Source organism: Streptomyces sp. NPDC088745, assembly GCF_044751045.1.
Lineage (GTDB): Bacteria > Actinomycetota > Actinomycetes > Streptomycetales > Streptomycetaceae > Streptomyces > Streptomyces cremeus.
In genome coordinates, this window is sequence record NZ_JBIVLB010000011.1 from 16,116 (window position 1) to 38,269 (window position 22,154).

Sequence of the window (22,154 nt, forward strand, 5' to 3'; positions counted from 1 at the left end):
AACGGCCAGGCGGCTCCTCGAAGGTTCCCGGGCCCTGTGCCGGTAACCGCACTCACCCGGAGGTTGCAGAACCCATGAATCCCCAGCGTTCGTCGGCGAGGATCAGGCAGGTCGCCGGAGCGGCGCTCGTCGTGGCCGCCCTCATGACCACCGCTGCGTGCGGTGGCGGCGGTGGCAAGAAGGACGAGGAGAAGGGCGGCGGCAAGGGCGCGGGCTTCAACGCCGCCACCGGAACGAAGATCGCGAACCCGTCCACCAAGACGGGCGGCACGCTCAAGATGATCAGCAAGCAGGACCTGGACTCTGCCGACCCGCAGCGTCAGTACTACGGCATGGCCTGGGACTTCTCCCGCTTCTACGCGCGCCAGCTGGTCACCTACGCGGCCAAGCCGGGCGACGCCAGTGCCGAGCTGGTGCCGGACCTCGCGAAGAGCAACGGCAAGATCTCGAACGACGGCAAGACCTACACGTACGAGCTCAAGGACGGGCTCAAGTGGGAGGACGGCTCGCCGATCACCTCCAAGGACATCAAGTACGGCATCTCGCGCATCTGGGCCACGGAGGCCATCACCGGCGGCCCGAGCTACCTGAAGCAGGCCATCGACCCGAAGGCCGAGTACAAGGGTCCGTACAAGGACACGACGAGCGACGGCCCCAAGGGCATCGAGACGCCGAACGACAAGACCATCGTCTTCAACCTGGCGACGCCCAACGTCGACTTCGAGCAGATGCTGGCGATGCCGGCGGGCTCCCCGGTGAAGAAGGAGAAGGACACCGGCGCCAAGTACCAGCTCAAGCCGTTCTCCTCGGGCCCGTACAAGTTCGAGTCGTACGCGCCGAAGAAGAGCATCGTGCTGGTGCGCAACACCAACTGGAGCAAGGACACCGACACCGTCCGGGCCGCTCTGCCGGACAAGGTCACCGTCACGGTCAACCCCAACATGGAGGCTCTCGACAAGCTCCTGATCAAGGGTGACTACGACGTCGACATGAACGGCACCGGCCTCACCCAGTCCGGCCGCATCGAGGCGCTGAAGAAGCACAAGGCGAACGTCGACAACATCCAGACGTCGTTCACCCGCTACGTCGACATGACGCCGGTCCCGCCGCTGGACAAGGTCGAGTGCCGCAAGGCCGTCGTCTACGCGACCGACTTCAAGTCGCTCCAGGAGGTCCGCGGCGGCGAGGAGGCGGGCGGCCCCATCGCCACCAACATGCTGCCCACCACCATCAAGGGCTCGGACGACTACGACCCGTACGGCGTCAAGGCCCGCGGCGGCAAGCCGGACGTGGCCAAGGCCAAGGAGATGCTGAAGGCGTGCGGCCAGCCGAACGGCTTCACCACCAAGATCAGCGCCCGCAGCAACAACACCGGTGAGAAGGAGACCGCCGAGGCCCTCCAGCAGGCCCTCAAGGCGGTCAACATCAACGCCGAGGTCGAGACGATCGACGGCGCCGAGTCGCAGTCCATCACCGGTTCGCCGACCGTCGTCAAGCAGCGCAAGATCGGTCTCATCATGACCGGCTGGGGCCCCGACTTCCCGACCGGCCAGGGCTTCTCGCAGCCGCTGATCGACGGCCGCTTCATCGCGCCGACCGGCAACTACAACGGCTCGGAGACGAACGACCCGGAGATCAACAAGCTCTTCGACGACGCGTTGAAGGCCACCGACCCGGAGAAGGCCGCCGAGTTCTACAAGAAGGTCAACCACAAGACCGCGGACCTCGCCGTCCAGATGCCGTTCCTGTACGAGAAGAACTTCTCGTGGCGCAGCTCGCGGCTGACGAACGTCTACTCGTCCACCGCGTACAACGGCCGCTACGACTACGCGTCGCTCGGTGTCATGAAGTAGTCCTCACCCGAGGACCAGTCGATCCCCACCATCGCCAACCCGCCAAGCCCGAAGGGCAGGTGATGGCCGCAGGAGGCGGCCGGAGGAACCCGTGACCCGGGGTCCTCCGGCCGCCACCGGGCCGCGCACAGTGCTTGCTTACGTCATCCGGCGCCTGTTCGCCGTTGTCATGATGCTGTTGGTCGTCACGCTGACGACCTTCGTCATCTTCTTCGTCCTGCCCAAATGGGCCGGCCAGGATCCCGCGCTGCTGTTCGTCGGCAAGCAGACCGACGCGGCGGCCATCGAGGGCATCCGGGAGAAGCTGGGTCTCGCCGACCCCGTCCTCGTCCAGTTCTGGCACTTCGTCCAGGCATTGTTCGTCGGCCGGGAGTACTCCAGCGGGACTGACGTCACCCAGTGCGCGGCCCCCTGCTTCGGCTACTCCTTCCGTACCGAGCAGGAAGTCTGGCCGCAGCTCACCGAGGCCCTGCCGGTCACGCTGTCCCTCGCGGCCGGCGCGTGCCTGCTCTGGGTCGTCGGCGGTGTCTCCGCGGGCGTGATCTCGGCGCTGCGCCGGGGCTCGCTGTGGGACCGGGCGGCGATGACCATCGCCCTCGCCGGCGTCTCGCTCCCCATCTACTTCACCGGACTGCTCTCGCTGGCCGTCTTCAGCTTCCAACTCGGCTGGATCGAGGGCGAGTTCGTCCCGTTCACGGACGACCCCGCCCAGTGGTTCCAGAGCCTGCTGCTGCCCTGGATCACCCTCGCCTTCCTGTACGCCGCCATGTACGCCCGGCTCACCCGGGCGAGCATGCTGGAGATCCTCGGCGAGGACTACATCCGTACCGCCCGGGCCAAGGGCCTGACCGAACGCGTCGTCATCAGCAAGCACGCGATGCGCTCCACCTGGACCCCGGTCCTCACCCTGCTCGGCCTGGACCTCGGCGCGCTCCTCGGCGGCGCGATCCTGACCGAGTCCACGTACAACCTCCCGGGTCTGGGCCGGCTCGCGGTCGACGCGATCGCCCAGAAGGACCTGCCCGTGATCCTCGGCGTCACGCTGATCGCGGCGATGTTCATCTGCGTCGCCAACCTCCTCGTGGACATGCTGTACGCCGTCATCGACCCGCGAGTGAGGCTCGGATGACCGACTTCGACAAGCCCGGCACGGACGAGGCCACCGCCGTGTCCGCCGCGGCGACCGTGCCCGAGACCACCGTGGGCGTCCCCCAGGCGGTGGGCTCCGCCCCCTCGACCTCCTTCCTGGAGGTCCGGGACCTGCGGGTGCACTTCCCGACCGACGACGGCCTGGTCAAGTCCGTCGACGGCCTCAGCTTCAAGCTGGAGAAGGGCCAGACCCTCGGCATCGTCGGCGAGTCCGGCTCCGGGAAGTCGGTCACCTCGCTCGGCATCATGGGCCTGCACACCACCGGCCAGTACGGCCGCAGCAAGGCCCGCGTCACCGGCGAGATCTGGTTCGACGGACAGGAACTGCTCGGCGCCGACCCGGACGAGGTGCGCAAGCTCCGCGGCCGCGAGATGGCGATGATCTTCCAGGACCCGCTGTCGGCCATGCACCCGTACTACACGGTCGGCAAGCAGATCGTGGAGGCCTACCGGGTCCACCACAACGTGGACAAGAAGACCGCGCGCAAGCGGGCGGTCGAGATGCTCGACCTGGTCGGCATCCCGCAGCCGGACAAGCGCGTGGACTCCTACCCGCACGAGTTCTCCGGCGGGATGCGCCAGCGCGCGATGATCGCGATGTCGCTGGTCAACAACCCCAACCTGCTGATCGCCGACGAGCCGACGACCGCCCTGGACGTCACCGTCCAGGCGCAGATCCTCGACCTGATCCGCGACCTCCAGAAGGAGTTCGGGTCCGCGGTCATCATGATCACGCACGACCTGGGCGTCGTCGCGGAGATGGCCGACCAGCTCCTGGTCATGTACGGCGGCCGCTGCGTCGAGCGGGGCAGCGCGGAAGAGGTCTTCTACCAGCCGCAGCACCCGTACACCTGGGGCCTGCTGGGCTCGATGCCGCGCATCGACCGCGAGCAGACGGAGCGGCTCATCCCGGTCAAGGGCTCCCCGCCGTCGCTGATCAACATCCCCGACGGCTGCGCCTTCAATCCGCGCTGCCCGTACGCCGACGTGCCCAAGGACAACGTCACCAGGACCGTGCGGCCCGAGCTGCAACAGGTCAGCAGCGGTCACTTCTCGGCCTGCCACCTCTCGGCCGAGCAGCGGACCCGGATCTGGACCGAAGAGATTGCGCCGAAGCTGTGAGCGATGAAGCCGTGAGCGAGAACGAGACGAAGACGCAGGAGAAGGACCAGGAGCAGACGCGGGCGCCGGGTGCCGCCGCGCCCGGCCGTGAGCCGCTGCTGCGGGTCCAGAACCTGGTCAAGCACTTCCCGATCAAGTCCGGGCTGATGCAGCGCCAGACCGGCGCGGTCAAGGCCGTCGACGGGCTGTCCTTCGAGGTGTACCCGGGGGAGACCCTGGGCGTCGTCGGCGAGTCCGGCTGCGGCAAGTCGACCATGGGCCGGCTGATCACCCGCCTGCTCGAACCGACCGGCGGCACGGTCGAGTTCGAGGGACACGACATCACCCACATGTCCACGGCGAAGATGCGCCCGCACCGCCGCGACGTGCAGATGATCTTCCAGGACCCGTACTCCTCGCTGAACCCGCGGCACACGATCGGCACGATCGTCAGCGCGCCGTTCAAGCTCCAGGGCGTCACGCCCGAGGGCGGGGTCAAGAAGGAGGTGCAGCGGCTGATGGCGCTCGTGGGTCTCAACCCCGAGCACTACAACCGCTATCCGCACGAGTTCTCCGGCGGCCAGCGCCAGCGCATCGGCATCGCCCGCGCGCTCGCGCTCAACCCGAAGCTGGTGGTCGCGGACGAGCCGGTCTCGGCCCTCGACGTGTCGATCCAGGCGCAGGTGGTCAACCTGCTGGACGACCTCCAGCAGGAGCTGGGCCTCACCTACGTGATCATCGCGCACGACCTGTCGGTCATCCGGCACGTCTCCGACCGGATCGCGGTGATGTACCTCGGCAAGATCGTCGAGCTGGCGGACCGCACGTCGCTGTACAAGGCGCCGATGCACCCGTACACCAAGGCGCTGATGTCGGCGGTGCCGGTCCCCGATCCGAAGCGCCGCGGCGTCAAGAGCGAGCGCATCCTGCTCAAGGGCGACGTCCCCTCGCCGATCAAGCCGCCGAGCGGCTGCCGCTTCCACACCCGGTGCTGGAAGGCGACGGAGATCTGCACCACGCAGGAGCCGCCGCTCCTCGAACTCAAGCCCGGCCAGCAGGTGGCCTGCCACCACCCGGAGAACGCTCCGGACCAGGTCCCCGGCGAGGAGATCGTGGCGGAGGCGAAGGACGCGGTGAAGGTCGTGGACGTCGCCAAGGAGGCGTGAGCCGGAGACGGCTCAATCCGGACGTACGGCTTCCAACCGGCCGGCAGGGCACGACTTCGTAAAGTCATGTACATGTCGGTCACATCCCGGAACGGGAGAGTGCAGAGTCGGCGCGTCCGCCCCACACACCGAGGGGCGGGACAACGCGTTCGAAGGGAAGACTCATGGCACTCTCCCGTTCGGCACGTCTGGCGGCGGTCGTCCTCGCCGCCTCCTCCTTCTGTCTGGTCGCGGCCGCCCCGGGCGCGAAACCCGGGTCCCCGGGCGTCGGCGACCCGTACTTCCCCCACCTCGGCAACGGCGGCTTCGACGTCCGCCACTACGACCTGGGGCTCGACTACGACCCCGCCACCGACCGCCTCGACGCCCGCGCCACCCTCACCGCCAAGGCGCTGAAGAACCTCTCCTCCTTCCACCTGGACCTCCAGAAGCTCACCGTGGAGTCCGTCGAGGTGAACGGCAGACGCGCGGACTTCGGCCGCCGGGGCGACGACCTCCGCATCACGCCCCGCCACCGGCTGGAGAAGGGCGACCGGTTCACCGTCGAGGTGGTCTACGGGGGAGTGCCCGAGCCGCTGTCCGGGCCGATCGTCTTCGGCTCCGACTACGGCTGGATGAAGACCGGCGACGGCGTCTTCGTCGCCTGCGAGCCGAACGCGGCCTCCACCTGGTTCCCCGGCAGCGACCACCCCTCCGACAAGGCCACCTTCGACATCCGCATCAAGGCCCCCAAGGGCCTCACGGGCGTCTCCAACGGCCGGCTGGTCTCCACCACGACCCGGGGCGACAGGACCACCCACCACTGGCGCACCGACAAGCCGATGGCGACCTACCTGGCCACCGCCACCATCGGCAGGTTCGACGTCCAGCGGGGCGTCACCCCCGGCGGCACCCCGATCTACGTCGCCGTCGACCCGGTGCTGAAGGACAGCAACAGCGTCGACGTCTACGGCCTCACCGCGGAGATCACCGACCACTGGTCCACGCTCTTCGGCCCGTACCCCTTCGAGGAGACCGGCGCGATCGTCGACGACATGCCGCAGGCCGGGTTCTCACTGGAGACCCAGACCAAGCCGGTCTACTCCGCGGTCCGCAGCGAGAGCACCATCGCCCACGAGCTGGCCCACCAGTGGTTCGGCGACTCGGTCTCGCCGGAGGAGTGGGACGACATCTGGCTGAACGAGGGCTTCGCCACCTACAGCCAGTGGCTGTGGGAGGAGCACAAGGGACGCGGCACCGCCCACGACCTCATGCGCGCTTCCTACCATGCGCGTCCCGCCGAGTCGGCGTTCTGGCAGACGGTGGTCGGCGACCCGCAGCGCGACACGATGTTCGCCTCCGCCGTCTACAACCGGGGCGCCATGACGCTCCAGGTGCTGCGCGAGAAGATCGGCGACAGGGCCTTCTTCAAGCTGCTGCGCACCTGGGCCTCCGACTACCGGTACGCCAACGCGGAGACCGGCGAGTTCATCGCGTACGCGGAGCGGATCTCCGGGCAGCAGCTCGACGGGTTCTTCCGCACCTGGCTGTTCACGAAGGGCAAGCCCAAGCTGTAGGCCGGACCCGCGCGGCGGGCCGCCCGGCTGTCACCCCGGGGTTCGCGACCCGTGGGCAGGTAAGAATGTCGCGTGCTCCAGGAACTCTTCAGCCCCTCCGTCCAACATGTGCTCGACCTCGTCGGGATCTTCGTCTTCGCGATCTCCGGCGCGCTGCTCGCCGTCCGCAAGAACTTCGACGTCTTCGGCATGGCGGTCCTCGCGGAGGTCACGGCCCTGGGCGGGGGGCTGTTCCGCGACCTGATCATCGGCGCGGTGCCGCCGGCCGCCTTCAGCGACCTGGGCTACTTCGTCACCCCGCTGCTCGCCACCGTCCTGGTCTTCTTCCTGCACCCCCAGGTGGAACGCATCCAGCTCGGGGTGAACGTCTTCGACGCGGCCGGGCTCGGCCTGTTCGCCGTCACGGGCACGGCGAAGGCGTACGACTACGGGCTCGGCCTCACCGCGTCGGCGACGCTGGGCCTGGCCACCGCGGTCGGCGGCGGCGTCCTGCGCGACGTCCTCGCCAACGAGGTGCCCTCGCTGCTGCGCTGGGACCGGGACCTGTACGCGGTGCCGGCGATCGTGGGGGCGGCGATGGTCGCCCTGTGCATCCGCTTCGACGTGCTGAACCCGTACACGAGCGGGCTCGCGGCGGTCACGGCCTTCGGGCTGCGGCTGGCCGCGCTGAGGTTCCACTGGCGGGCGCCGCGGGCGTGGCACAGGTCGTCGGTGTCGGTGGAGGCGCCGGACCAGGCGGGCTAGCCGGGCGGGCGGTCGCGCGAGGAGGTCCTCGTACGGGAAAGCTCGGGCGCGCAAGAAAAGCTACCGCTCAGTAATCGGCCGGTGTAGCGTGCCGGGCATGGCACAGACACCCATCGGAACCCTCGGGGACAGCGAGTTCGACCGCGACACCGCCGTGGTGCGGTGCGAGCCGGGCGTGTACGACACGGAGCTCTCCGCGGGCTGGACGATCATGAACGCCGTCAACGGCGGCTACCTCCTCGCCGTCATCGGCCGCGCGCTCGCCGACGCGCTCCCGCACCCGGACCCCTTCACGGTCTCCGCGCACTACTTCACGCCGTCGACGCCGGGACCCGCCGTCGTCCGCACGGAGGCCGTCCGCAGCGGGCGCACGCTCTCCTCCGGGCAGGCGTCCCTCTTCCAGCGCGACGCGGAGGGCAACGAGGTCGAACGCATCCGCGTCCTCGCCTCCTACGGCGACCTCGACGCGCTGAGCGAGGACGTCCGTACGACCGCGAAGCCGCCCGCGATCCCGCCGCAGGAGCACTGCTTCGGCACGTCCGACGGGCCCGCCCCCGAGATCCCCGGCTCCAACGCCATCACCGAACGCCTCGACCTGCGGCTCGACCCCGCGACGGTCGGCTGGGCGGTCGGCGCGCCCTCCGGCAAGGGCGAGATGCGGGCCTGGTTCGGACTCGCGGACGGCCGGGACGCGGACCCGCTGTCGCTGCTGCTCGCCGTCGACGCCCTGCCCCCGACCAGCTTCGAGCTGGGCCTGAAGGGCTGGACGCCGACCGTGGAGCTGACCTGTCACGTACGCAGCCGGCCCGCGCCCGGCCCCCTGCGGGTCTCCGTCGTCACCCGCAACCTGGCGGGCGGTTTCCTGGAGGAGGACGCGGAGGTCTGGGACAGCGCGGACCGGCTGGTGGCGCAGTCGCGGCAGTTGGCGCGGGCGCCGCGGCAGTAGGTGCGGTGCTCCGGGCCGGTCGCGGGGTCGGGGTCGTACCGTCCGCCGCCGCGTCAGCGGTGGTTGCGGCCCCGGCCGCCCCAGCCGGATCCGATGCCCGCCACGTGCAGGGCCAGGAAGGCCAGGCCGAGCAGCATCAGGCTGGTCGGCATGAAGATCTCGTTCGCCGTGATGTCGGCCGCGTTGATGATGAACGCGATGACGAAGAGCACGGCTCCCACGATTGCCAGCATCTGAAGTCTCCTTGTGTACTTGCCAGTTGACTGGCCCTGCGACCCCTTACGGAATCCTTATGCGCCGGGTGCCCCCGGTCGCGGCGGACATGCGGTGGGAGGGTGGGCGTTGTGAAATCCGACCGGCTGCTGTCGATCCTGCTGCTGCTCCAGACGCGTGGGCTGGTGTCCGCCGCCGAGCTGGCCGAACGGCTGGAGGTGTCGGTGCGGACCGTCCACCGCGACATGGAGGCTTTGTCGGCGGCGGGCGTGCCCGTGTACGCGGAGCGCGGGAGGCGGGGCGGGTTCGCGCTGCTGCCCGGCTACCGGACGGACGTCACCGGGCTCACCGGCGACGAGGCGCGGGCCCTGTTCGTGCTGGCCGCGCGGAGCACGCACGCCGACCTCGGGCTCGACCGGGCGCTGGGGAGCGCGCTGCGGAAGGTGATGGCGGCGCTTCCCGAGCCGCACCGGCCCGCGGCCGAGCTGACCAGTCGGCGGATCGTCGTCGACCCGGTGCGGTGGCGGCGGCCCTCGGGGGACGCCGACCTGGGGGTGCTGCACGAGGCCGTCTTCGCCGACCGGCGGGTACGGCTGCGCTACCGGCACGCGGACGCCGCCGGGCCGCGCACGTACACGGTCGATCCGTACGGCCTCGTGTCCAAGGCGGGGACCTGGTACCTGGTCGCCGACCACCGGTCCCGGCCGCGGCTCTACCGGGCCGACCGGGTGCGCTCGGCGACCCTGCTGGACGACCCGGTGCGGCGGCGGCCGGGGGTGGAGCTGGCGCAGGTCTGGGAGCTGCTGCGGGAGGAGGTGGAGTCGCGGCGGGCGGGGGTGGTGGTGCGGGCGAGGGTGCGCACGGAGCGGCTGGACATGTTCCTGCGGATGCACGGGGCGGACGTGACGGGCCCGGCGGAGGGGGCCGCCGCCGGCTGGACCGGCCTCTGCCTCGCCTATCCCGACCTGCGGTGGGTGCGGGGACTGCTGGACTTCGGGGCGAGCCTGGAGGTGCTGGCGCCGGCGGCGGCACGGGCGGAACTCCTGCGGGCGGCCCGCGAGGTGGTCGACCTGTACGAGGGCTAGTTCCGGCCCCGCGCCCCCGGCCCCGCCGGGACCCCGCCGCCGTCCGGCCCCCGGCCTCGTACAATCGCCCTCACCATGGTTTACCTCGACCACGCCGCGACCACGCCCATGCTGCCCGAGGCGGTCGAGGCGATGACCGCCCAGCTGACCGTCACCGGCAACGCCTCCTCCCTGCACGCCGCCGGGCGCCGAGCCCGCCGTACCGTCGAAGAGGGGCGCGAGGCCTTCGCCGCGTCCCTCGGGGCCCGCCCCAGCGAGGTGGTCTTCACCGCCGGCGGCACCGAGGCCGACAACCTCGCCGTGAAGGGGCTCTACTGGGCCCGGCGGGCCGAGGACCCCCGCCGCACCCGCGTCCTGGCCAGCCCCGTCGAGCACCACGCCGTCCTGGACGCCGTCGACTGGCTCGCCGCCCACGAGGGGGCGGACGTCGAGTACCTGGCCGTCGACGCGTACGGCCGGGTGCACCCGGACACCCTCCGCGACGCCATCGCCCGCGACCCCGGCGACGTCGCCCTCGCCACCGTCATGTGGGCCAACAACGAGATCGGCACCGTCCAGCCGGTCCGCGAACTCGCCGACGCGGCAGCGGAGTTCGGGGTGCCGCTGCACGCCGACGCGGTCCAGGCGTACGGCCAGCTCGACGTCGACTTCGCGGCCTCGGGGCTCGCCGCCATGACCGTCTCCGGCCACAAGATCGGCGGCCCGTACGGCATCGGCGCCCTACTCCTCGGCCGCCAGTACACCCCCGTGCCCGTCCTGCACGGCGGCGGCCAGGAGCGGCACGTCCGCTCCGGCACCCTCGACGTCCCCGCGGTCGCCGCCTTCGCCGTCGCGGGCGTCCTGGCCGCCGAGCGGCGCGCGGACTTCGCCCGTGCGGTCGGGGCGCTGCGCGACGACCTGGTGCGGGCCGTCCGGGCCGCCGCCCCCGACGCGATCCTCGGCGGCGACCCGGCCCCGGGCGGGCGGCTGCCCGCCAACGCCCACTTCACCTTCCCCGGCTGCGAGGGGGACTCGCTGCTGCTGCTGCTCGACGCCCAGGGCATCGAGTGCTCCACGGGGTCGGCCTGCACCGCGGGCGTCGCCCAGCCCTCGCACGTGCTCCTCGCCACGGGCACCGACCCCGACCTGGCGCGCGGCACCCTGCGCTTCAGCCTCGGGCACACCTCCACGGCGGCCGACGTGGCGGCGGTCGCCGCGGCGATCGGCCCCGCCGTGGAACGGGCCCGCACCGCCGGCCTGAGCTGATCCGGGGCCGCCCGCCCCGGCCTGCGGGGCGGGACGGAACCGGAAGCGGAGGCCGACTCTGTTTTATGTAACCCTCATCACGCTCAACCCTGACGGCCCGCAATCGCTCTTTATACTTGAGCCCTCTGATGTCCCTCAGAAGTCGCAGAAGTCACGCGCCGCGCGTGGGGGCCGCACGACGACCCATGGAGTTCACGTTGAAGGCGACCCTCCGTTCCCGCATCACCGCGCGGATCGGGCGCATGTACCTGGCCAGGATCCAGAAGCACGGAATCAGCTCCTCGCTGCTCAACCGGCTTCCCCAGGACCTGCTCCTGCCCATGCGCCGCGACGGTCTCGACCCGGTGGCGAAGCTGTCCGCCAGGGCCGCCCAGTCCCCGGTCTACCAGGTGCCGCTGCCCTTCGGCATGGACGCCTGGGTGGTGACCGGGTACGAGGAGACGAAGGAGGTCCTCGGCTCCACCGACGGCTTCAGCAGTGACTTCACCAACCTCGCGGGCAACGCCGGCGTCGTCGCCGAGCACAACCCCGGCGGCCTCGGCTTCAGCGACCCGCCGGTCCACACGCACCTGCGCCGCATCCTGACCCCCGAGTTCACGATGCGCCGCCTGCGCCGGCTCACCCCGCGCATCGAGACCCTCATCGAGGAGCAGCTCGACGCGATGGAGGCCGCGGGCGCCGCGGGCGGCCCGGTCGACCTGGTGCAGAACTTCGCGCTGCCGATCCCCTCCCTGACCATCTGCGAGCTGCTCGGCGTCCCCTACGAGGACCGCCACGACTTCCAGCAGCTCGCCATGGAGCGCTTCGACCTGTTCAGCGGCGCGACGGCGCCCTTCGGCGCGATGTCCGAGTCCCTGTCGTACTTCCGCGACGTGGTCAAGAAGCAGCGCGAGAACCCCGGCGACGGCCTCATCGGCATGATCATCCGCGACCACGGCGACACCGTCGGCGACGAGGAGCTGGCCGGCCTCGCCGACGGCGTCCTCACCGGCGGCTTCGAGACCACCGCGAGCATGCTCGCCCTCGGCTCCCTGCTGCTGCTCCAGAACCCGCGGGCCTTCGAGCGGCTGCGCGACGACGACGCGGCCGCCGCCCCCTTCGTGGAGGAGGCGCTGCGCTACCTCACCGTCGTGCAGGTCGCCTTCCCGCGCTTCGCCCGGCAGGACATCGAGATAGCCGGTGTGCACATCCCCAAGGGCGACCTCGTGCTCTGCTCCCTGGCCGGCGGCAACCGGGACGCCTCGTACACCCCCGACGGCGGCGGCTTCGACCCCGACCGCAAGGCCTCCGGCCACCTCGCCTTCGGCTACGGCATCCACCGCTGCATCGGCGCCGAGCTCGCCCGCATGGAGCTGCGGGCCGCCTACCCGGCGCTGGTCCGCCGCTTCCCGCAGCTGAGGCTCGCGGTGCGCCCGGAGGACCTGGACTTCCGCAAGCTCTCCATCGTGTACGGCGTCGACTCGCTGCCGGTGCACCTGCGCTAGGTGCTCCGCGCGGGGAGGGGGGCCAGGCGGCGGGTCTCCTGCCGGACCAGCCCCAGGTAGTGGTCCCAGTCCCAGTAGGGGCCCGGGTCCGTGTGGTCCGTGCCCGGGACCTCCACGTGGCCGACGATGTGCTCGCGGTCGACCGGGATGCCGTACCGGGCGCAGATGCCGGCGGCCAGCCGGGCCGAGGACCGGTACATCACCTCCGTCAGCGTGCCCTTCCGGTGCGCGAACGCCTCGTGCTCGATGCCGACGCTGCGTTCGTTGTAGCCGCGGTCGCCCGCGTGGTACGCCACGTCCAGCTCGCGGGCCATCTGCGTGATGTGCCCGTCCTCGGCGCGGATCACGTAGTGCGCGGCGGCCGCGTGCAGCGGGTCGCGGAAGACCCGGATCGCCGAGTCGTAGCTGCCCTCCGTGGTGTGGATCACGATCCGGTCGATGCGGTAGTCGTCCGGGCGGTCCGCCGTGCGCAGGTTGCGCGCCGACGCCGGCACCCACCGCGCGCCCGGCTGGTCCACGTCGCCGTCCGTGCGCTGCTTGTCCACGCCCGGCACCTTCCACCACAGCCGGGACGCCTCGTCGCCCCACAGCACCGCCGCGCCGGTCACCACCAGACCCGTGCCGATGAGGAAGCCGCGTCTGCTCGGCCTCCCGCCCGCCGACGGCTGCGGTTCCGCCCTGCCGGCCACCGCGCCCCCCTCTCCGTCTGCCTGCCCCTGCCCCTGATCCTGTAACGCTTGGGAGGTCGGTGAAGGTTCCGACTACTCTGGACGAGCTATGACCGATACCCCGCGCCCCGCTGCCCCGCGCCCCCTCCGCGTCCTCGCCGCCATGTCCGGCGGCGTCGACTCCGCCGTCGCCGCCGCCCGTGCCGTGGAGGCCGGACACGACGTGACCGGAGTCCACCTCGCGCTCTCCGCCAACCCGCAGTCCTTCCGGACCGGCGCGCGCGGCTGCTGCACCATCGAGGACTCCCGGGACGCCCGCCGGGCCGCCGACGTCATCGGCATCCCGTTCTACGTGTGGGACCTCGCCGAGCGCTTCCGCGAGGACGTCGTCGAGGACTTCGTCGCCGAGTACGAGGCCGGGCGCACCCCGAACCCGTGCCTGCGCTGCAACGAGAAGATCAAGTTCGCCGCCCTGCTCGACAAGGCCCTCGCGCTCGGCTTCGACGCCGTGTGCACCGGGCACTACGCGACGGTGGTGGTCAGGGAGGACGGCTCGCGGGAGCTCCACCGCGCCTCCGACATGGCCAAGGACCAGTCGTACGTCCTCGGGGTCCTGGACGAGAAGCAGCTCGCGCACGCCATGTTCCCGCTCGGCGACACCCTCACCACCAAGGACGAGATCCGCGCCGAGGCCGAGCGCCGTGACCTCGCGGTGGCCAAGAAGCCCGACAGCCACGACATCTGCTTCATCGCCGACGGCGACACCCAGGGCTTCCTGGCGAGCCGCCTCGGCGGCCGGGCCGAGGGCGACATCCTCGACGAGTCGGGCGCGAAGCTGGGCACCCACGACGGCGCGTTCGGCTTCACCATCGGCCAGCGCAAGGGCCTGCGCATCGGCCACCCCGCCGCCGACGGCAAGCCGCGCTACGTGCTGGACATCTCGCCGGTGAACAACACCGTCACCGTCGGCCCCGCCGAGGCCCTCGACGTCACCGCGCTGACCGCGATCCGCCCCCGCTGGTGCGGCACCGAGCCGGCCGCCCCGGGCACGTACACCGCCCAGCTCCGCGCCCACGGCGGCGAGACCGAGGTGCACGCCGAGGTCGTCGACGGCGAACTGCGCGTCACCTTCACCGGGGAGCCGGTGCGCGGGGTCGCGCCCGGCCAGGCGATCGTGCTGTACGACGGCACGCGCGTGGTCGGCTCGGCGACGATCGCGACGACGTCGCGGCGCACGCAGGCGGCCGTCTGAGCGGAGTGCTCGCGGGCGTCCGTCTCGGCGGACAGCTCGCGGGCGGCCGTCTGAGCGGACCGCTCGCAGGCGGCCGTTGGAGCCGGACGCCCGCGCCGTGGCTCACCCGGCGAGGACACCCTGCTTCGCCAGCGCCCTGCGCAGCGCCCGCACGGCGTAGAAGGAGCGGCTCTTCACGGTGCCGGGCGGGATGTCGAGCTGTTCGGCCGCCTGGCTCACGCTGTACTCCAGGCAGTACATGAGACGGATGACGGTTCGCTGCTGCTCGGTCAGTTCGCGCAGCGCGTTCAGGACCGCATGGGTGGTGATCGCGGAATCCGTGCTGTCCCAGGAGGCGTCCAGGTCCTCGGCCGGCATGAGTTCCAGCGGCCGGTTCCGCCGGGCCCGATGGTGGTCGACGACCAGGTTCCGCGTCACGGTGAACAGCCACGGCCGGACGTGTTCGCCGCGGGTGCTCAGGAACCGGCCGTGCTTCCAGGCGCGGGCCGCGGTCTCCTGGAGGATGTCCTGCGCCTTGTGCCAGTCGCCGTCGAGCAGCCGCGCGGCGTACCGCAGGAGCAGCGGCCCGTACCGGTCGTAGACGTCGCGCACGAAGGCGTCGCAGTCGGCGTCCGGGGCGAGGTGCCGCGGGTGCGCCCGAGGCGGGGCGAGGGTGCCGGCCCCCGCTTCCGTGATTGCGTCCATGGGTGGTGCCCGTTCCTGTTCGAGTGCTCTGTGAGCTGCTCTCCCGCGGTTGCGGGGGAGTGGTTCACACACTCGTCGGGGCCCCTTTGCCGAACCTTGTCGTCTCCTTGTCGCGCTTTCCGGTCTTTCCGCCTTTCGGTCTGACGGCCGTTGCGGACTAGTGCGCCGCCCGCCCGCCCCGGCCGGCGGGCTCCCGTGCGGCGGCGTCCCGGTGCGGGGTCGGGAGCCGGTGGTTCCCGACCACCCGCTCCGGCACGGCGGGCACCGGATCCGCCTCCGTGTCCAGGGCCGTGAGCCGGTCGCGGACCTGCTGGGCGCTGTGCCGCATGGCCCGTTCCTCGGCGTTGCCCAGGGCCTTGACCCAGTCCGCCCGGGCGCCGTCCCGGTCGCCCTGGGCCAGCCGGGTGTCTCCGAGACGCATCAGGGTGCCGATGGCGTTCCGGTGGTCGCCCAGTTCCTCGAACGCCAGGGACGCCCGCCGGTAGGTGGCCGCCGACTCCTCGTACCGGCCGAGCGCACGGAGGGTGTGGCCCACGATGTCCCACCCCTGGGCCAGTTGCCACGGCGCGTCCAGGCGCTGGAACAGGGCGATGCCCTCCTCGCTGTACCGCAGGCTCTTCTCCAAGTGCCCCAGGTTGGAGTGGAACCAGGCGAGTTCGAGCAGGCACTCGGCCAGCCACAGCTCCTCACCGGTCGCCCGGGACAGCTCAAGTCCCCGCTCGGAGAACGTCACGGCCTCCTCGGTGCGGCCGAACAGGAACAGCGCGCACGCCATCACGTAGTGGGCCCGCGCCTGTTCGCCGGTCGCGTCGAGCTGTTCGAAGATCGCGGTGGCGCGTCGCAGGTGGCGCAGGGCTTCGTCCTGATGGCCGAGGTAGCCGTGGACGCTGCCGAGGTGGCGCAGACAGCGGCCCTCTTCGAGCAGGTCGCCCCGGCGCCGGGCCACGGTCAGGGCGGGGGTCAGCGCGGCGACGGCCTCGGGCCAGAACTCCTGGCGCTGGAGGTGCTCCTTGAGCGACCAGGCGAGCCCGGTGGTGTGGCGGTCGAGATCCTGCGTGACGGCGCAGTGGAGCAGGTCGGCCAGGACCCGCTGTTCGGCGGCGAACCACCCGCTCGCCTGCTGGACGCCGGTGAACTCCTCCGGGACCACGCCCGGCTGCGGCGCTCCGAGGTCGAGTTCGGCCGTCGTGTCCTGCTTGAGGAGCTGGTTGGCCCGGTGGGCGGTGAACAGGTAGTGGTCCAGCACCCGCAGGGTGGCCTGCCGGCGGTCCTGGGCGGTGTCGTGGAGCCGGGTGAGCTCGCCCGCGTAACTGCGGAGCAGGTCGTGCAGGCCGTAGCGGCCGGGCAGCGGCTGTTCCACGAGGCAGGAACCGACCAGGGAGGCGAGCACGCGGCGGGTCCCGGCCACGGGGAGGCCGAGCAGACTGGCGGCGGCGGGGGCCGTGATGTGGGGCCCGGGGTGCAGGGCCAGGAGGCGGAACAGCCGGGCGGCGTGGTCGTCCAGGGCCCGGTAGGACCAGGAGAAGACGGCGCGCACATCGGTGCTGCTGTCGAAGCCGGTGAACGCGTCGAGGTCGCCGGGCGTGTGCCGCAGGTCGTCGACGACGGCGTGCAGAGGGAAGGCCGGGTCGAGTTCGGCGCGGGCGGCGACCACGGCCAGGGCCAGCGGAAGCCGTCCGCACAGTTCGATGAGCTCGGCGGTGGCGGAGGGCTCGGCGGCCAGCCGTTCGCTTCCCAGGCGTCGTTCGAGGGCCTGGTGGGCCTCGGCCGGCGAGGGCAGCGGGAGGGTGAGGGGCCTGGCGCCGTCGGCGGCGATCAGTCCGGGCAGCCGGTTGCGGCTCGTGACCAGGGTCAGGCAGCCCGCTCCCGCCGGGAGCAGGGGGCGCACCTGCTGCTCGTCGCGGGCGTTGTCCAGGACCAGCAGCACGCGCCGGTCGGCGAGCAGGGAGCGGAAGAGCGTGCTGCGGGCCGGGGTGTCCTCCGGGATGCGCTGCGCGGGAACACCGAGGGCGGTGAGGAAGCCGTGCAGGACGGCGCCGGGGTCCACGGCGGGCGCGTGGGGGTGGAAGCCGCACAGGTTGGCGAAGAGCTGCCCGTCCGGGAAGGACGGGGCGACGCGGTGGGCGTGGTGGACGGCGAAGGTGGTCTTGCCGACACCGGGCGTGCCGCTGATGACGACGACGGGGGCGGCGGGCGCACCGGACCGGCCCGGCGCACCGCTCACGGCCGACAGCCACGCGCCCTCGGTGTCCCGTCCCGCGAACACCGGGAGGCTGCGCGGCAGTTGGGCGGGGCGCGCGGGGGGCGGGGGTGCCGTCTCCTCTTCCGGGGCGGAGGTGCGAGGTGCTTCCGGCGGGGCGGCCGGGACGCCGGTGGCCGGGTCGGTGACGGTCGGGCCGGTGGCGGTCGGGCTGGAGGGCGCGGCTGCCTCGGCCGTGCACCGCACTCCGATCCCGGGCCCGGTCCCCGCCCGCTCGATCGGGTCGCGGCGGCGCTCAGTGCCCACGCCGGGGGCGCAGAGCGTGCCGGGGGCGGTGGACGTGCCAGGGGCGGCGGTCGTGCCGCATCCGGTCGGCTCACCGGCCGGGAGGAGCGGCGGCAGGTCGTGGTGGAGGATGCCCTGGTGCAGGGCGCGCAGGGCCGGGCCGGGTTCGAGGCCGAGTTCGTCGGCGAGGTGCCGGCGCAGTTCGGTGTAGCGCTGAAGCGCTTCGGGGTGCCGTCCGGCGCGGTACAGGGCGCGCAGCAGCAGGGCCCAGCCGGTTTCCCGCAGGGGGTGCTCGGTGGTCAACTCCCGTGCCGCGTCCAGGGCTTCGGCGTTCCGGCCCAGCAGGAGCAGTGCGGTGGCGCGGAGCTCGCGGGCGGCCTGCCGCAGCTCCTCCAGCCGGGCGGTCTCCTGGGCGACGAACAGGTGGTGCGCCGCGTCGGCGAACGCGGTGCCGCGCCACAGCCCCAGCGCGGTCTCCGCCTCTTCGGCGGCGCGTTCGGGCTCGCCCCGGTCCATCCGTCGGCGCGCCTGCGCCAGCGACCGTTCGAAGCGTACGGAGTCACGGCTCTCGGGCGGGACCCGCAGGGCGTAGCCGAGCGGCTCGGTGACCAGCAGCTCGAAGGGGCCGCTCCCGCGCAGGTGCGGGGGTTCCAGGACCGCGCGCAGCTTGCTGACGTGCGCGTGCAGGGAGTTCACCGCTCCGCCCGCCGACCGTGTCGGCTGCTGCGGCCACAGTTCCTCGCACAGCACCTGGGGCGCCACCGCCCGGCCGTCGGCGAGCAGCAGGCGTATCAGCAGCAGCCGCTGCCTGCGTCGCCCCGGATCGAGGACCGCGCCCGCCCGCCGCACCACCAGCGGACCCAGCAGCCCGAAGTCGAGCCCCTGCCCTGCACCTGTCATCGCATTCACCCGGAATCCCGCTCGACGGCGCCACCGCCGGGGCACGTCCCCGGCCATGGCCCGCGGACCTGCGTGCGTCCGTCCCGCGGTGACGTGAGCCGGGCGGACGGGCCACCCCGACGTCCGTGCGGCCCTCGTCGCGGTGCGCGGTCCGCCGAGGCGGGGAGGGGGAGGCCGGTGCGGGTGTCCGGAGCGGCAAGGACCGCGTCGTCCGCTGCCCGCACAGCAGGCACGATGCTAACAGGGCCCTCACGCACGGCGACGGCGGCGGTGGCTGCTCCCCGGACGCCGCCCCGCGCGCCTCCCGGCCCTGCGACGCCCCGCGACACGAGGTGAACCGGCGGGCGGTCCGTGCCGTTGTGTGACCGAACGGACGTCGTCAAGAGTGAGGAAAAGCCATGGTCACCGTCGAGGGAACGAGCACCGCGCGGTTCGAGCCGGTCCGGGAGGCGCTGGCAGCGAACCTGCGGTCCGGCGAGGAGCTGGGGGCGTCGATCGCCGTCGACGTCGACGGCGTCATGGAGGTCGACCTGTGGGGCGGGCACGCCGACGCGGCCCGCGGCGTGCCCTGGAGTCAGGACACCCTGGTCGGTCTGTGGTCGACCACCAAGACGCTGAGCAGCCTGGCGGCCCTCGTCCTCGTCGACCGGGGCGCACTCGATCTGGACCGCCCGGTCGCGCACTACTGGCCGGAATTCGCCGCCCGGGGCAAACAGGACATCGAGGTGCGGCACGTCCTCGCCCACACCTCGGGGCTCTCGGGCTGGGAGCAGCCCTTCACCATGGACGACCTGTACGACCGGCCGACCGCGAGCGCCCGGCTGGCCGCGCAGGCCCCCTGGTGGGAGCCGGGCAGTGCCTCGGGCTACCACGTGCAGACCCAGGGGCAGTTGATCGGAGAGCTGGTCCGGCGGGTCAGCGGCCGGTCCCTGACCGACTTCGTCCACACCGAGATCGCGAAGCCGGCCCAGGCGGACGTCCAGATCGGTGCGCGGGAGGCCGACTGGCCGCGCATCGCCGACCTGGTGGCCCCGCGGCAGGCCGCCGGGCTGCCCGCCGACCTGGACCCCGAGGGGATCTTCGCCAGGACGCTGTTCGGCAGTCCCGCCCGGGACGAACACGTCGACACCCCCCGGTGGCGCCGTGCCGAACTCGGAGCCGTCAACGGACACGGCAACGCGCGGGGCATGGCCCGCGCCCTCTCCGCGATCTCCCGGCACGGCCTGGTCAACGGCACCCGGCTGCTCTCCGCGGACACGGTGGACCGGATCTTCGACGTGCAGGCCGACGGGATCGACCTGTTCCTGGGTGTTCCGGTGCGCTGGGGCGTCGGCTTCGCGCTCGCCGACGCCCGGACGATGCCCCACCTGCCGGCCGCCGGGCGGGTCTGCTTCTGGGTGGGCCGGGGCGGATCGATCGTGCTGATGGACCTCGACCGGCGCGTCACGTTCTCGTACACGATGAACCGGCTGGGCGACGGCCTCCTCGGCTCGGAGCGCACGCACACCTACCTGAAGCGGGTCTACGACGTCCTGGACGCCTCGGACCGAGCCTGACCTGACCTGACCTGATCCGACCCGGCCCGATCCGACCCGGGCCTGCCGGGAGCGGGCCCGCCCGGACCCGGCGCCGACAGTTCCGACCTCCCGGTGAACCGAAGCGGGTCCGCCGTCGTAGAGCAGGACGCAGGGCCCCGCCCCCGCCGTACACACCGCCCCACGTCGCCGCGCCCGCACCGGGCCGACGGCCGAGGAAGAAGGACGTTCACCGCATGCGCACCACCCCTCTCACCCGCAGGTCCGCCCTGCTCGGCGTCACAGCCGCCGTCGGCCTGTCCGCCGCCGCCCTCACCCTGCCCGCCGGGGCCAGCGCCGCGCCCCTGCGCCCGGAGCGGCCGACGATCGTGCTGGAGCACGGCGCGTTCGCCGACGCCGGGAGCTGGGACGGCGTCGTCGCGCGGCTCCAGCGAGCCGGCTACGCCGTGGTGTCCGCCGCCAACCCGCTGCGCGGCCCGGCGGCCGACGCCGCCCACCTGCGCGGCGTCGTCGACCGCATCGCCGGGCCCGTGGTGCTGGTCGGCCACTCCTACGGCGGCACGGTCATCAGCCAGGCCGCGGCGGGCCTGGAGGGCAAGGTGAAGGCGCTGGTCTACATCGCCGCGTTCCTGCCCGACACCGGGGAGAGCTCGCTCGGGCTGACGGACAAGTTCCCCGGCAGCACCCTCGGCCGGGCCGTCGAGTCCGTCCACTACACGCTGCCCGACGGCACCCGGGGCGAGGACGTGTACATCGAGGCCGGGAAGTTCCGGGGCCAGTTCGCCGCGGACGTGCCGGCGGACAAGGCCCGGCTCATGGCGGCCGGACAGCGTCCCGTCGCCGCGGCCGCGCTGGCGGAGAAGTCGACGAAGGCCGCCTGGAAGACGATCCCCTCCTGGGCCCTGGTGACCACCCAGGACCTCAACATCCCGGAGGCCGCGCAGCGTTACATGGCGCGCCGCGCCGGGGCACGCACCACGGCCGTCGACGCGTCGCACGCCGTGTCGGTGTCCCGCCCCGACGCCGTCGCCCGCGTCGTCGAGCGCGCGGCCCGCGCGGTCCGCTGAACGGCGGGACCGCCCGCACCGAGGCCGGACGGGGCCCCAGAGCCGCGCCCGGCCGTTCCACCCTCCACCGCATCCCGCACCGAAGGACATTTCCACCATGGCGTTCATCACCGTCGGCCAGGAGAACTCGACCGGCATCGAGCTGTACTACGAGGACCACGGCACCGGTCAGCCGGTCGTCCTGATCCACGGCTACCCGCTCGACGGCCACTCCTGGGAGAAGCAGACCGCCGCGCTGCTGTCGGCCGGCTACCGCGTGATCACGTACGACCGGCGCGGTTTCGGCCGCTCCAGCCACCCCACCACCGGCTACGACTACGACACCTTCGCCGCCGACCTGAACACGGTCCTGGAGACTCTCGACCTCACCGACGCCGTCCTGGTCGGCTTCTCCATGGGCACCGGCGAGGTCGGCCGCTACCTGGGTACGTACGGATCGGCCCGCATCGCCAAGGCCGCCTTCCTCGCCTCCCTGGAACCCTTCCTCCTGAAGACCGACGACAACCCCGGCGGTGTGGACGGCGCCGTCTTCGCGGAGATCGAAGCGGCCGTCACCGCCGACCGCTACGCCTACTTCACCGCGTTCTACGAGGACTTCTACAACCTCGACGAGAACCTCGGCTCCCGCATCAGCGAGGAGGCCGTCCGCAACAGCTGGAACGTCGCGGCAGGAGCCTCCGCGCACGCCTCCCGGGCCTGCGTGGCGACGTGGTCCACCGACTTCCGCGCCGACCTGCCGAAGATCGACGTCCCGGCGCTGATCCTGCACGGCACCGCCGACCGCATCCTGCCCATCGAGTCCACCGGCACCCCCTTCCACCAGGCCCTCCCGCAGGCCGACTACGTCGTCATCGACGGCGCGCCGCACGGCCTGCTGTGGACCCACGCCGAGGAGGTCACCGAGGCCCTCCTGGAGTTCCTGGCCAAGTGACCGACGTCCGGCGCCCGCCCGGTCCGGAGCGCCCGCCCGGTCCGGAGCGCCCGCCCGGTCCGGAGCGCGCGCCGGGCGGGTGAGGCCGGA

Annotated in this window: 18 protein-coding genes; 14 read left to right on the forward strand and 4 right to left on the reverse strand. The window is 72.2% G+C overall.

Going from position 1 to position 22,154, the window contains the following annotated elements; translation table 11 throughout:
• The first annotated feature begins 74 nt into the window (after positions 1 to 74).
• The 7 genes from ACIP93_RS25790 to ACIP93_RS25820 all read left to right on the forward strand — a co-directional run bounded on the left by ACIP93_RS25790 (position 75) and on the right by ACIP93_RS25820 (position 8,515).
• Positions 75 to 1,853, forward strand: a complete 1,779-nt coding sequence (locus tag ACIP93_RS25790; protein WP_401762069.1) for an ABC transporter substrate-binding protein — start codon at positions 75 to 77, stop codon at positions 1,851 to 1,853.
• Positions 1,854 to 2,022: 169 nt separating this feature from the next.
• Positions 2,023 to 2,982, forward strand: coding sequence for an ABC transporter permease (locus tag ACIP93_RS25795; protein WP_380837123.1), 960 nt, complete (start codon positions 2,023 to 2,025; stop codon positions 2,980 to 2,982).
• Positions 2,979 to 4,124 (forward strand): ABC transporter ATP-binding protein, encoded by a 1,146-nt coding sequence (locus tag ACIP93_RS25800; protein ID WP_345228286.1) that lies wholly within the window; start codon positions 2,979 to 2,981, stop codon positions 4,122 to 4,124. Before ACIP93_RS25795 ends, ACIP93_RS25800 begins: the two co-directional genes overlap by 4 nt.
• Positions 4,125 to 4,219: 95 nt before the next feature.
• Positions 4,220 to 5,269 (forward strand): dipeptide ABC transporter ATP-binding protein, encoded by a 1,050-nt coding sequence (locus ACIP93_RS25805; protein ID WP_345229130.1) that lies wholly within the window; start codon positions 4,220 to 4,222, stop codon positions 5,267 to 5,269.
• 164 nt (positions 5,270 to 5,433) lie between these two features.
• Entirely contained in the window at positions 5,434 to 6,825 is a 1,392-nt protein-coding gene (locus ACIP93_RS25810) for a M1 family metallopeptidase (protein ID WP_401762072.1), read from the forward strand.
• A 72-nt stretch (positions 6,826 to 6,897) separates the two neighbouring features.
• The gene (locus tag ACIP93_RS25815) at positions 6,898 to 7,569 is read left to right on the forward strand and encodes a trimeric intracellular cation channel family protein (RefSeq protein WP_345228284.1); all 672 of its coding nucleotides are present in this window, start codon (positions 6,898 to 6,900) and stop codon (positions 7,567 to 7,569) included.
• 97 nt (positions 7,570 to 7,666) lie between these two features.
• Positions 7,667 to 8,515: a thioesterase family protein gene (locus ACIP93_RS25820; protein WP_401762075.1), complete on the forward strand. Its 849-nt coding sequence runs from the start codon at positions 7,667 to 7,669 to the stop codon at positions 8,513 to 8,515.
• Between the two features lie 53 nt (positions 8,516 to 8,568).
• Here ACIP93_RS25820 and ACIP93_RS25825 read toward each other — a convergent pair whose 3' ends face one another.
• Entirely contained in the window at positions 8,569 to 8,748 is a 180-nt protein-coding gene (locus ACIP93_RS25825) for a hypothetical protein (protein WP_345228282.1), read from the reverse strand.
• A 111-nt stretch (positions 8,749 to 8,859) separates the two neighbouring features.
• On the opposite strand from ACIP93_RS25825, the gene ACIP93_RS25830 reads away from it, so the two are divergent.
• The 3 genes from ACIP93_RS25830 (at position 8,860) to ACIP93_RS25840 (ending at position 12,542) form a co-directional block, all read left to right on the forward strand.
• The gene (locus tag ACIP93_RS25830) at positions 8,860 to 9,813 is read left to right on the forward strand and encodes a helix-turn-helix transcriptional regulator (RefSeq protein ID WP_401762410.1); all 954 of its coding nucleotides are present in this window, start codon (positions 8,860 to 8,862) and stop codon (positions 9,811 to 9,813) included.
• A 75-nt stretch (positions 9,814 to 9,888) separates the two neighbouring features.
• Positions 9,889 to 11,058 (forward strand): cysteine desulfurase family protein, encoded by a 1,170-nt coding sequence (locus ACIP93_RS25835; protein WP_401762078.1) that lies wholly within the window; start codon positions 9,889 to 9,891, stop codon positions 11,056 to 11,058.
• Positions 11,059 to 11,243: 185 nt separating this feature from the next.
• Entirely contained in the window at positions 11,244 to 12,542 is a 1,299-nt protein-coding gene (locus ACIP93_RS25840) for a cytochrome P450 (protein WP_401762080.1), read from the forward strand.
• Here the strand turns inward: ACIP93_RS25840 and ACIP93_RS25845 are convergent.
• A complete protein-coding gene (locus ACIP93_RS25845) occupies positions 12,539 to 13,231 on the reverse strand; it encodes an N-acetylmuramoyl-L-alanine amidase (protein WP_401762082.1) in 693 nt (230 codons plus the stop codon). The genes ACIP93_RS25840 and ACIP93_RS25845 overlap by 4 nt on opposite strands.
• Positions 13,232 to 13,319: 88 nt before the next feature.
• On the opposite strand from ACIP93_RS25845, the gene mnmA reads away from it, so the two are divergent.
• Entirely contained in the window at positions 13,320 to 14,462 is a 1,143-nt protein-coding gene (mnmA, locus tag ACIP93_RS25850; protein ID WP_345228279.1) for a tRNA 2-thiouridine(34) synthase MnmA, read from the forward strand.
• A gap of 102 nt (positions 14,463 to 14,564) precedes the next feature.
• Here the strand turns inward: mnmA and ACIP93_RS25855 are convergent, their stop codons facing one another.
• Together ACIP93_RS25855 and ACIP93_RS25860 are read right to left on the reverse strand one after the other, a co-directional pair.
• Positions 14,565 to 15,146, reverse strand: coding sequence for a sigma-70 family RNA polymerase sigma factor (locus ACIP93_RS25855; protein WP_401762085.1), 582 nt, complete (start codon positions 15,144 to 15,146; stop codon positions 14,565 to 14,567).
• 157 nt (positions 15,147 to 15,303) lie between these two features.
• Positions 15,304 to 18,531 carry an AfsR/SARP family transcriptional regulator gene (locus ACIP93_RS25860; protein WP_401762087.1) on the reverse strand — a complete coding sequence of 1,076 codons (3,228 nt, stop codon included), beginning with the start codon at positions 18,529 to 18,531 and terminating at the stop codon, positions 15,304 to 15,306.
• Between the two features lie 398 nt (positions 18,532 to 18,929).
• On the opposite strand from ACIP93_RS25860, the gene ACIP93_RS25865 reads away from it, so the two are divergent.
• The 3 genes from ACIP93_RS25865 to ACIP93_RS25875 all read left to right on the forward strand — a co-directional run bounded on the left by ACIP93_RS25865 (position 18,930) and on the right by ACIP93_RS25875 (position 22,064).
• The gene (locus tag ACIP93_RS25865; protein ID WP_401762090.1) at positions 18,930 to 20,087 is read left to right on the forward strand and encodes a serine hydrolase domain-containing protein; all 1,158 of its coding nucleotides are present in this window, start codon (positions 18,930 to 18,932) and stop codon (positions 20,085 to 20,087) included.
• 215 nt (positions 20,088 to 20,302) lie between these two features.
• Entirely contained in the window at positions 20,303 to 21,133 is an 831-nt protein-coding gene (locus ACIP93_RS25870; protein ID WP_401762092.1) for an alpha/beta fold hydrolase, read from the forward strand.
• Positions 21,134 to 21,230: 97 nt separating this feature from the next.
• The gene (locus tag ACIP93_RS25875) at positions 21,231 to 22,064 is read left to right on the forward strand and encodes an alpha/beta hydrolase (RefSeq protein ID WP_345228274.1); all 834 of its coding nucleotides are present in this window, start codon (positions 21,231 to 21,233) and stop codon (positions 22,062 to 22,064) included.
• Positions 22,065 to 22,154: the final 90 nt, after the last annotated feature.